This window comes from Rathayibacter sp. PhB151, from assembly GCF_004366415.1.
GTDB classification, from domain to species: domain Bacteria; phylum Actinomycetota; class Actinomycetes; order Actinomycetales; family Microbacteriaceae; genus Rathayibacter; species Rathayibacter festucae.
Window position 1 is genome coordinate 12,246 of record NZ_SOEN01000011.1, and the last position, 10,266, is coordinate 22,511.

Below are 10,266 nucleotides of genomic sequence, written 5' to 3' on the forward strand. Positions count from 1 at the left end.
GGTCAGTTCTTCTTTCTGGAGTAGAAGGGGAGCTCGGTGACGGTCATCGGGAGCCGGCTGCCGCGGATGTCGACGGAGACGACGCTGCCGGGCTGCGCGGAGGCCGGCGCGACGTAGGCCATCGCGATCGGCACGCCGAGGGTGGGCGAGAGGACGCCGCTGGTGACGACGCCGATGACGTCGTCGTCGGGGCCGTGCACGCTGTACTCGGCGCGGGCGGCGCGGCGGCCCTCGCCGATCAGGCCGACGAGCACGGGAGCGTCGCCGGAGGGGCCCTCCTCGCTGGCCGCGCGGCCGACGAAGTCGATCGGCTTGCCGAGGGCGACGACGCGGCCCAGGCCGGCCTGCGCCGGGAAGACGTCGCGGGAGAGCTCGTGGCCGTAGAGCGGCATGCCCGCCTCGAGGCGGAGGGTGTCGCGCGCGGCGAGCCCGGCGGGGACGAGGCCCGCGCCGGCGCCGGTCTCGGCGAGCGCCTCCCAGAGCTCCGGGGCGGTGTCGGGGGCGACGTAGATCTCGAAGCCGTCCTCGCCGGTGTAGCCGGTGCGGGCGATCAGGATCGGGTGCGCCTCGAAGCTGGCGGGCACGGCCCGGTAGTAGCGCAGCTCCTCGAGCAGGCGGGCGGCGTCGTCGGTGTCGAGCACCGACTCCTCGCCGCGGTCGACCTCGATCGCGAGGCCCTGCACGTTCTGCAGGATCTCGAGCGAGCGCGGGCCCTGGATCGCGATCAGGGCGACGTCGTCGCTCTCGTCGTAGAGCTCGCACTCGAACATCGCGGTGCGGTCGCGCAGCTGCTCGGCGACGACGTGGCGGTTGGCCGCGTTCGCGACGACCATGAAGCGGTCCTCGCCGGTGCGGTAGACGACGAGGTCGTCGATCACGCCGCCGGTGCGGTCGAGCAGGAGGGTGTACTTCGCGCGGCCGACGGCGACGGCGGAGAGGTCGCTCGCGAGCGCGTAGTCGAGGGCGTCCACCGCCTCCGGGCCGACGACGAGGATCTCGCCCATGTGGGAGAGGTCGAAGAGGCCGGCCGCGGTGCGGACCGCGTGGTGCTCGGCGAGGTCTCCGGAGTAACGGACGGGCATCCACCAGCCGGCGAAGTCGGTGAAGGAGGCGCCGGCGGCCACGTGCACGTCGTGCAGCGGCGAACGGCGGGGCTCGGTGCTCGGCGCGGTGGCGTCGGGCGAGTCGATCTCGATGCCGCCGGTCTCGGGGGCGCCGGACTCGGCAGGGGTCTCTTCGACAGGGTTTTCGTCAGACATGGGAGTTCTCCATTTCGTCGCAGTGCTGCGCACGCGCCCGCACAGGTCGGTGATGCGTGGCACAGCAGTGCCGTGGGAACTCCCCCTCTGTCGTGGTGCCTGAGAGATTCACGCCGCCCCTCGCGGGGCGATCGCTTTCACCATCGGCGGATCCTCTGCGGATCGCTTTCCAGAGTGGCCAGTTCGACGCGGTACAAGACCTGAGAGATTGGCGGGGAGGCTTGCTCCTTCGGTGCCGACCGGAGTCGGCTCTCCCGCGTCGCGTATGCGGCCCGGTATTCGGTTGTCCGCTCACCCTAGCGGGCGGGTGCGCGTCCTGTCCCCCCGCCGCGAGATGCCACTTGTGCACGCTTCTCACGGCGTGTCGCGTACGCAAGTGGCATCTCGCGGCGGGGAGGAAGGCGTGCACCGGGTTGGTGTTCGGGTCGGGGTGACACTAAGCTCGAGGGAGTCGTTAGGGTCAGGGTGACCTTTAGGGGGGTCTCGTGGAGGCAGCAGTGCCGCAGCTCGCGGTGTCCACCGTGATCTTCGCGCTGCGCCCGCATCCGGAGACCGGGGCCGCGGCCGTCTGGATCCCCGTCGTCCGCCGGCTCCGCGATCCGTATCAGGGGCTCTGGGCGCTGCCCGGCGGTCCGCTCCGGCCCGACGAGGACCTCGCCGAGGCGGCGCGCCGCACCCTCCGCGAGACGACGGGCCTCGCCCCGCGCTACCTGGAGCAGCTCTACGCCGTCGGCGGCACCGAGCGCTCCCGCGGCGAGCGCCGCGTCGTCTCCATCGTCTACTGGGCCCTGGTGCGCACCTCCGAGGCCGACGCGGCGATCGTGGACGAGAACGTCGCCTGGCTCTGCACCGATCTGCTGCCCGAGCTGGCCTTCGATCACGGGCTGATCGTCGACTACGCCCTCTGGCGCCTGCGCAACAAGATGGAGTACTCCCGGATCGCGCAGGCCTTCCTCGGCGAGACCTTCACGCTCGCCCAGCTGCGCGAGGTGCACGAGGCCGTCCTGCAGAAGCCCCTCGACCCGGCGAACTTCCGCCGGACGATCGAGGCCTCCAAGACCGTGGTGCCGACCGAGCAGCGGCTGACGGGCACCCGTCACCGCCCGCCCCGGCTGTACCGCTACGACGGGTCCGTGGCACTCGTCGACAACGGGCCCCTGCCGGTCTAGCGCCGGCCGCCGCCCGCACCAGGCCGCCGCCGGCCCCGCACCGGCCGCCGCCCCCGTCCGAACCGCACCATCGAGGAGACACCGTGACATCGGTCGACAGCACCATCCAGCTCATCGAGCGGGGAGCCGCCCCCGGCGCGACCTGCGCGCCCGAGCTCGCCGAGGCGCCCTGGGCGTTCGACCTCGGCCTCCCGGCCTACGGACCCGGCGCCTCGCAGGCGGACCCGATCCCGGCGGCGTCGCCCGTGCAGGGCCGCCTCCCCGACGAGTACACCGCGGCGAGCGCCGACGAGCTGCACCGCCGCATCCTCGCGGCGAAGGAGACGCTGGGCGAGCGCGTCGTCGTGCTCGGCCACTTCTACCAGCGCGACGAGGTGGTGCAGTACGCGGACTTCGTCGGCGACTCCTTCCAGCTCGCGAAGGCGGTGGCGAACCGGCCCGACGCCGAGGCGATCGTCTTCTGCGGCGTGCACTTCATGGCCGAGACCGCGGACATCCTCTCCCGGCCGGACCAGGCGGTCATCCTGCCGAACCTCGCCGCGGGCTGCTCGATGGCGGACATGGCCGACATCGACTCGGTCGAGGACGCCTGGGCCGAGCTGACCGAGCTCTACGGCACGGAGCCGGACGCCGACGGCCGGGTGCCGCTGATCCCGGTGACCTACATGAACTCCTCCGCGGCGCTGAAGGCCTTCTGCGGACGGAACGGCGGCGTGGTCTGCACCTCGTCGAACGCGACCACCGTGCTCGAGGACGCGTTCGCGCGCGGGCAGCGGGTCCTCTTCTTCCCCGACCAGCACCTCGGCCGCAACACCGCGAAGGCGATGGGCGTGCCGCTCGAGCGGATGCCGATGTGGAACCCGCGGAAGCCGGGCGGCGGCTCGGACGAGGCGACGCTGCTCGACGCGCAGGTCATCCTCTGGCACGGCTTCTGCTCGGTGCACAAGCGCTTCACGGTCGCGCAGATCGAGCGCGCGCGGCTCCAGCACCCGGACGTCCGCGTGATCGTGCACCCGGAGTGCCCGATGGCCGTCGTCGACGCGGCGGACGAGTACGGCTCGACCGACTACATCGTCAAGGCGATCCAGGCCGCGCCGGCGGGCAGCACCTTCGCGATCGGCACCGAGATCAACCTGGTGCAGCGCCTCGCCGTGCAGTACCCGCAGCACACGATCTTCTGCCTCGACGACGTGGTCTGCCCGTGCTCGACGATGTACCGGATCCACCCGGGGTACCTCGCCTGGGTGCTGGAGGGGCTGGTCGCGGGGACGGTGCACAACCGGATCTCGGTCGACGAGTCGGTTCAGGACCAGGCGCGCGTGGCGCTCGAGCGGATGCTCGCGGCGGTTCCGCCGGCCGGTCCGGCCGCTCCCGTTCCTGCTCCTGCTCCCGCGGCAGGGGTCTGACATGGCCCGCGTCGTCGTGGTCGGCAGCGGGATCGCCGGGCTGGTCGTCGCCCTGCTGGCCTCGCGCCGGCACGAGGTCGTCCTCGTCACCAAGGGCGCGCTCGCGGAGTCGAGCACGCGCGCCGCGCAGGGCGGGATCGCCGCCGTCACCGCGGCGGGAGACTCCGTCGCTCTGCACGTCGAGGACACCCTGACCGCGGGCGCCGGGCTCTGCTCGCGCTCGGCCGTCGAGGTGCTCTGCGCCGAAGGCCCGGCGGCGGTCGCCGCGCTGCAGGCGTGGGGCGTCGGCTTCGACCGCGACGGCGACGAGCTCGCCCGCGGGCTGGAGGGGGCGCACTCGCGGCCGCGGATCCTGCACGCCGGCGGCGACGCGACCGGCTCCGCGATCGAGGAGGCGCTCGTCGCCGCGGTGCGCGCCGCTGCCGTCACGGTGCTCGAGGAGACGGTGCTGGTCGACCTGGTGCGCCCGGGAGCCGCCGTGACCGGCGTGGACGTGCTGCGGGACGGCCGGGTCGAGCGGATCGACGCCGACGCGGTCGTCCTCGCGACCGGCGGCGCCGGGCAGCTCTACCGGCACACCACGAACCCCGCGGTCGCGACCGGCGACGGGCTCGCCGCGGCGCTCCGGGCCGGTGCCCAGACGGCCGACCTGGAGTTCTACCAGTTCCACCCGACCTGGCTCGCGCTGGCCGGCGGGTTCCTGGTGTCGGAGGCGGTCCGCGGCGAGGGCGCGGTGCTGCGCGACGCCGCGGGCGTGCGCTTCCTCGTCGGCGTGCACCCGGACGCCGAGCTGGCGCCCCGCGACGTGGTGGCCCGCGCGATCGCCGACCGGATGCTGCTCCAGGGTGGGCTGCCGGTGCACCTCGATGCGCGCGCCGTTCCCGCGGACGTGCTCGCGCAGCGCTTCCCGACCATCTCGGCCGCCTGCCGCGCGGGCGGTCTCTCGCTCGCCGACGACCTCATCCCCGTGACGCCGGCCGCGCACTACTGGATGGGCGGGATCGCCACCGACCTCGACGGGCGGACCAGCCTCCCCGGGCTCTTCGCCGTGGGCGAGGTCGCCTGCACCGGCGTCCACGGCGCGAACCGGCTGGCGTCGAACAGCCTGCTCGAAGGCGTCGTGTTCGCGCGGCGGGTCGCGGCGGCGCTCGACGGACCGGTCGATGCGCCGACGTCCGACGCGGTCGAGCCCTCCGCCCTCGTGCCGCTCGCGCTCGACCGCGCGCAGCTGCAGGAGACGCTCTGGACCGGCGCAGGTCTCTCCCGCGACTCCGCCGGTCTCGAGACCGCCCGGGCCGCCCTCGCCGCCGCCGGCTCCCCCGCCGTGCTGTCCCGGGCGACCCTCGAGGACGCGAACCTCCGCGCCTGCGGCCTCGCCCTGATCGACGCCGCCCTGGCCCGCGCCGAGTCGCGCGGCGCCCACCACCGCACCGACCACCCCCACCCCTCGGCGAGCGCCTACCGCGTCGCCGGTACGAGAAAGGTCGCCGTCCCGTGCTGACCCGTCAGAGCATCGAGCGCATCGTCACCCTGGCCCTGGAGGAGGACGCCCCCTGGGGCGACCTCACCTCCGACACCCTGCTGCCCGCCGATGCGACGGCCTCCGCGGCGCTCGTCGCGCGCGAGCCCGGCGTCTTCAGCGGCGGCGCGGTGCTGCTCGGCACCTTCCTGCAGGCCGACTCGCGGATCAGGGTGCAGGACATCGCCGCCGACGGCACGGTCTTCGCGGCCGGCGACGTCCTCGCCCGGATCGACGGACCGGCCGGCGGGGTGCTGCGCGGCGAGCGCGTGGCACTTAACCTCGTGCAGCGGATGAGCGGCATCGCGACGCTGACCGCGCGCTACGTCGAGGCCGTGGCGGGCACCCGCGCGCGCATCGTCGACACCCGGAAGACCACCCCGGGCCTGCGCGCCCTCGAGCGGCACGCCGTGCGCAGCGGCGGCGGGCACAACCACCGCTTCTCACTCTCGGACGCGATCCTGGCGAAGGACAACCACCTCGCGATCCTCGCGCAGCGCGGTCTCGACCTGACGGAGGCGCTGCTCGCGGCGCGCGCGGCCGTTTCGCACACGACGCACATCGAGGTCGAGGTCGACCGGCTCGAGCAGATCGGCGCGGCCCTGGCCGGCGGCGCCGACACGATCATGCTCGACAACTTCACCCCCGAGCAGCTGGCGCAGGGCGTCGCCCTGATCGGCGGCCGGGCCGTGGTCGAGGCGAGCGGCGGGGTGAACCTCGACACGGTCCGCGCCATCGCCGAGGCGGGCGTCGACGTGATCTCCGTCGGCGCGCTCACGCACAGCGTCCGCTCGCTCGACCTCGGCCTCGACATCGCGATCGAGGCACCGGCCGCGTGATCTACCTCGACCACGCGGCGACCTCGCCCGTGCGCCGCGAGGTGCTCGAGGCGATGTGGCCGTTCCTGACCGGCGAGTACGGCAACCCGTCGAGCAGTCATGCGCTGGGCGCTTTGGCGGCGCGCGCGCTGGAGGAGGCGCGGCGGCACGTGGCGCGCTTCCTCGGCGGGCGCGGCTCGGAGGTCCTCTTCACCTCGGGCGGGACCGAGTCGATCAACACGGCGGTCAAGGGCATCGCGCTCGGCGGTCTCGCCGCGGGGCGCGGCCGGCACGTCGTGATCTCGGCGATCGAGCACGAGGCGACGGTGGAGTCGGCCGATCATCTGCGGCGGTTGCACGGCTTCGAGGTCTCGGTCGCGCCGGTGGACGGCGAGGGGCGGCTCGACGTGGCGGCGCTCGCCGCGCTGCTGCGGCCGGACACGGCGCTGGTCTCGGTGCTGGCGGCGAGCAACGAGATCGGCACGCTGCAGGACGTGCCGGCGATCGCGGCGCTCTGCCGGCCGCACCGGATCCCGCTGCACGTGGACGCGGTGCAGGCGGCGGGGTGGGTGGATCTCGCCGGACTCGGCGCGGACGCGGTGTCGATCTCGGGGCACAAGCTCGGGGCGCCGAAGGGCGTGGGGGCGCTGCTGCTGCGCAGTCGCGTGCCGTTCGAGCCGCTCGTGCACGGCGGCGGTCAGGAGCGGGCGCGGCGCTCGGGAACGGAGAACGTGGCGTTCGCGGTGGCGCTCGGGGCGGCTGTGCAGCTCGTGGATCCCGCGCGGGGCGCCCGCGTCTCGGCCGTGCGCGACGCGTTCGCGGCGCGGGTGGCGGCGGAGGTGCCGCGGGCCGTGCCTCTCGGGGCGGCGGAGCACCGGCTCCCCTCGATCGCGTCGTTCGTCGTGCCGGGGCGCAGCGGCGAGTCGATCCTGCTCGCCCTGGAGGAGCGCGGCGTCGTGGTGTCCAGCGGCTCGGCCTGCGCGGCCGGCCGCGACGAGCCGTCGCCGACGCTCCTGGCGCTCGGCCTCGAGCCGGCCGTCGCGCAGACGGCGGTGCGCTTCAGCTTCGGCGCGGAGTCGACGCCCTCGGACGCGGAGGCGGCGGCGGACGCGTTCGCGGCGGTGCTCGGGCGGGCGTAGGGCGCGGCGCGAGTGCACCTCCTCCCTGCTGATCGAGTAGCCCGCGCTGCGGGCGTATCGAGATCCACCACCGTCAGGAGCAGGGCCCTCAGCGCTCACCTACCGACGGGGCAGGTCTCGATACGCCCCTGCGGGGCTACTCGACCAGCATGGCTGCGGGCGTCTCTTCCAAGTAGATCCACCATCGTCAGGAGCAGAGCCCTCAGCGCTCACCTACCGACGGGGCAGGTCTCGAGACGCCCCTGCGGGGCTGCTCGACCAGCATGTGCGTGCGGCCCGACCCGCTGACCAGACGTCATGCGCCGATGTCCTCGAGTTCTTGCGCCGGGAACGCTCTGGCTGTCGATCGTGCCTAGGGTCCTCCACGGACCAGGACGACGACGATCCTGCAGAAGGACGATCGGTCGGTGTGCAGATGAGGAGTCGCGAGCGGACGCAGGCGCCCTCCCGAACCGGCGCCAGGGCGGCGACCGTCCTCGCGGTTGTGACCGCCGTCCTCAGCGGCTGCGCACTCGGACTGCCGCCGATCGAGGGATCCGCACCGCCGTCGCCCGCTCCGAGCGCCGTCCCGAGCGTCGACGGACCCGGTCCGGCCGTGCCTCTCGATCTCGAGGAGTTCGATGCGATCAACAGCGCGACGGTCGCGTCGATCGGCGACCCGAGCGGCGCGGATCTGACGCGGGCGCTGATCGCCGGTGGCGTGGACCGGGCCGGTCTCGAGGTCACGGCCGACATCACGACCGCCGACAAGAGGGCCGATGCGGTCTTCGTCGCGGTGAGGGTCGGCGACTCCTGCCTCCTGGGTCAGTACCGGCACAAGGCCTCGGGCGAGGACGGCGACCCGAGGTACCTCGGGGCGGTCGTCGCACCGCTCGCCACCGGTCGGTGCCTGATCGGGGACCCGATTCCCGTCGAGTGACGGGCACTCTTCGGAGACGTCGCTGCGCCCTTCATGCTGATCGAGTAGCCCGCAGAGCGGGCGTATCGAGATCCACCGGCGACAGACGAGACGACTGTCGACCTGCCCTGCTGGGGACGGTGGGTCTCGATACGCCCCTTCGGGGCTACTCGACCAGCATGCAATCGCGATCCACCCCTTCGGGGCTACTCGACAGCATGCAATCGCGATACACCCCTGCGGGGCTGCTCGACCAGCATGCAGTCGCGGCAGGTCCCTGCGGGCTGCTCGACCAGCAGGCAGTCGCGACTGGCCCCTTCGGGGCTGCTCGACCAGCGTGCAGAACGGCGGCGGTGCGCCGTCGCGTCACCGCTCGCCTCGCTCCCGACACGCCGGATGCGCGACGGATGTCGGCCGATCGGGAATGTCGGAGGCGCCTGGCAGTGTTCTGAGTCTCGTACCACCCGTCGCATCGACGTCACCCTGGCGATGCGCCCCCTCACGACGATCCCCTTCACGACCGGAGACGCACCTGTGACCGAGCGCACCCTTCCCGAGACGCGGCCCGCCGCCGCGACCGACACGCCCTCGACGGCGCTCGATCCGCGCAGCCGCCTGGTGATCAGCCTGCTGCTGGTCTCGGCCTTCGTCGTCATCCTCAACGAGACGATCATGAGCGTGGCGCTGCCCGACCTCATGCGCGACTTCGGTGTCGAGGCTCACGTGGGCCAGTGGCTGTCCACCGCGTTCATGCTGACGATGGCGGTCGTCATCCCGATCACCGGCTACCTGATCCAGCGGCTGCACACCCGCACGCTCTTCGCCGCCGCGATGACCCTCTTCAGCCTGGGCACGCTCAGCGCCGCGCTCGCCCCGACCTTCGAGGTCCTGCTGGCCGCGCGCGTCGTGCAGGCCGGCGGCACGGCGATCATGATGCCGCTGCTGATGACCACCGTGATGACCCTCGTGCCGCCGGCGATCCGCGGCCGGATGATGGGCAACATCTCGATCGTCATCTCGGTCGCACCCGCCGTCGGGCCGACGATCTCGGGCGTCATCCTCAACTTCCTCAGCTGGCGCTGGATGTTCTGGATCGTGCTGCCGATCGCCGTCGGCGCGCTGATCCTGGGCCTCCGCAAGGTCGAGAACGTCACCGAGCCTCGCAGGATCCCGATCGACTCGCTCTCCGTCGTCCTCTCCGTCTTCGGCTTCGGCGGGCTCGTCTACGGGCTCAGCAGCCTCGGCGAGGGCGGCGAGGCGATCGTCGCTCCCTGGGTGCCCTTCGTCGTCGCCGGTGTCGCGCTCGCGGCGTTCATCGTCCGCCAGCTGCTGCTGCAGAAGACCGACCGCGCCCTGCTGGACCTGCGCACCTTCTCCTCCGGCAACTTCACCGTGGTCATCGTGATGATGGCGGTGAGCATGTCGGCCCTCTTCGGCACGCTGATCCTGCTCCCGCTCTACACGCAGAACGTGCTCGGCCTCACCCCGCTCGAGACCGGCCTGCTGCTGCTCCCCGGCGGGCTGCTGATGGGTCTGCTCGCGCCGTTCGTCGGCCGCGGCTACGACCGCTTCGGCCCGCGGGTGCTGCTGGTGCCAGGGTCGATCATCGTGGCCGGTGCGCTCTGGGGCTACACGACGCTCGACGAGAACTCGGTCTCCTGGTTCATCCTCTCCCTGCACGTGGTGCTGAGCCTCGGCCTCGCGCTGGTCTTCACGCCGCTGTTCACCGCGGGCCTCGGCTCAGTGCGCCCCGCGCTCTACTCGCACGGCAGCGCGATCATCGGCACGGTCCAGCAGCTCGGCGGCGCCGCCGGCACGGCGCTGTTCGTCACGGTGCTCTCGGTGCAGTCGGCCGCGCTCGCCCGCGAGGGCGTCGACGAGGTCGTCGCCACAGCCGGTGGCATCCACTCCGCGTTCGTCTGGGGCGCCTCGATCGCGACCGCCGCGATCGTCGCCGCCTTCTTCGTGAAGCGCCCCGCCGAGACGGACGGCCCGCGCCCGGTCGTCGCGCACTAGGCCGAGGGCCGGTGCTCCGCGTCCGCGCGGGGCACCGGCTGT

General features: G+C 73.1%; 8 protein-coding genes and 1 riboswitch. Of the genes, 7 read left to right on the plus strand and 1 reads right to left on the minus strand.

Translation table 11 applies throughout. The features are described from left to right. Nucleotides 1–2 precede the first annotated feature (2 nt). Nucleotides 3–1,259: a glycine cleavage system aminomethyltransferase GcvT gene (gcvT, locus tag EDF35_RS18205; RefSeq protein WP_133963359.1), complete on the minus strand. Its 1,257-nt coding sequence runs from the start codon at nt 1,257–1,259 to the stop codon at nt 3–5. 179 nt (nt 1,260–1,438) lie between these two features. Then, nucleotides 1,439–1,526, minus strand: a riboswitch (glycine riboswitch). Nucleotides 1,527–1,744: 218 nt separating this feature from the next. Between gcvT and EDF35_RS18210 the strand changes: the two genes are divergently transcribed. From EDF35_RS18210 to EDF35_RS18240, 7 genes are all read left to right on the plus strand, one after another. Beyond that, entirely contained in the window at nt 1,745–2,428 is a 684-nt protein-coding gene (locus EDF35_RS18210) for an NUDIX domain-containing protein (RefSeq protein WP_123445439.1), read from the plus strand. Nucleotides 2,429–2,511: 83 nt separating this feature from the next. After that, nucleotides 2,512–3,834 carry a quinolinate synthase NadA gene (gene nadA / locus EDF35_RS18215; RefSeq protein WP_133963360.1) on the plus strand — a complete coding sequence of 441 codons (1,323 nt, stop codon included), beginning with the start codon at nt 2,512–2,514 and terminating at the stop codon, nt 3,832–3,834. A 1-nt stretch (nt 3,835) separates the two neighbouring features. Next, nucleotides 3,836–5,335 carry an L-aspartate oxidase gene (gene nadB / locus EDF35_RS18220; protein ID WP_133963361.1) on the plus strand — a complete coding sequence of 500 codons (1,500 nt, stop codon included), beginning with the start codon at nt 3,836–3,838 and terminating at the stop codon, nt 5,333–5,335. Beyond that, nucleotides 5,329–6,192, plus strand: coding sequence for a carboxylating nicotinate-nucleotide diphosphorylase (nadC, locus tag EDF35_RS18225; RefSeq protein ID WP_133963362.1), 864 nt, complete (start codon nt 5,329–5,331; stop codon nt 6,190–6,192). The genes nadB and nadC overlap by 7 nt, the downstream gene beginning before the upstream one ends. After that, nucleotides 6,189–7,310 carry a cysteine desulfurase family protein gene (locus tag EDF35_RS18230; RefSeq protein ID WP_133963363.1) on the plus strand — a complete coding sequence of 374 codons (1,122 nt, stop codon included), beginning with the start codon at nt 6,189–6,191 and terminating at the stop codon, nt 7,308–7,310. The genes nadC and EDF35_RS18230 overlap by 4 nt, the downstream gene beginning before the upstream one ends. A 484-nt stretch (nt 7,311–7,794) precedes the next feature. Continuing rightward, nucleotides 7,795–8,229: a hypothetical protein gene (locus EDF35_RS18235; RefSeq protein ID WP_133963364.1), complete on the plus strand. Its 435-nt coding sequence runs from the start codon at nt 7,795–7,797 to the stop codon at nt 8,227–8,229. Between the two features lie 468 nt (nt 8,230–8,697). Further along, nucleotides 8,698–10,224, plus strand: a complete 1,527-nt coding sequence (locus tag EDF35_RS18240) for a DHA2 family efflux MFS transporter permease subunit (protein WP_133963365.1) — start codon at nt 8,698–8,700, stop codon at nt 10,222–10,224. Nucleotides 10,225–10,266: the final 42 nt, after the last annotated feature.

What these genes read in the sequence shown, in the direction of transcription:
- gcvT (WP_133963359.1), bottom strand. Translation starts at nt 1,259, where the DNA reads ATGTCTGACGAAAACCCTGTCGAAGAGACCCCTGCCGAGTCCGGCGCC.
- nadB (WP_133963361.1), top strand. Translation starts at nt 3,836, where the DNA reads ATGGCCCGCGTCGTCGTGGTCGGCAGCGGGATCGCCGGGCTGGTCGTC.
- EDF35_RS18240 (WP_133963365.1), top strand. Translation starts at nt 8,698, where the DNA reads ATGCGCCCCCTCACGACGATCCCCTTCACGACCGGAGACGCACCTGTG.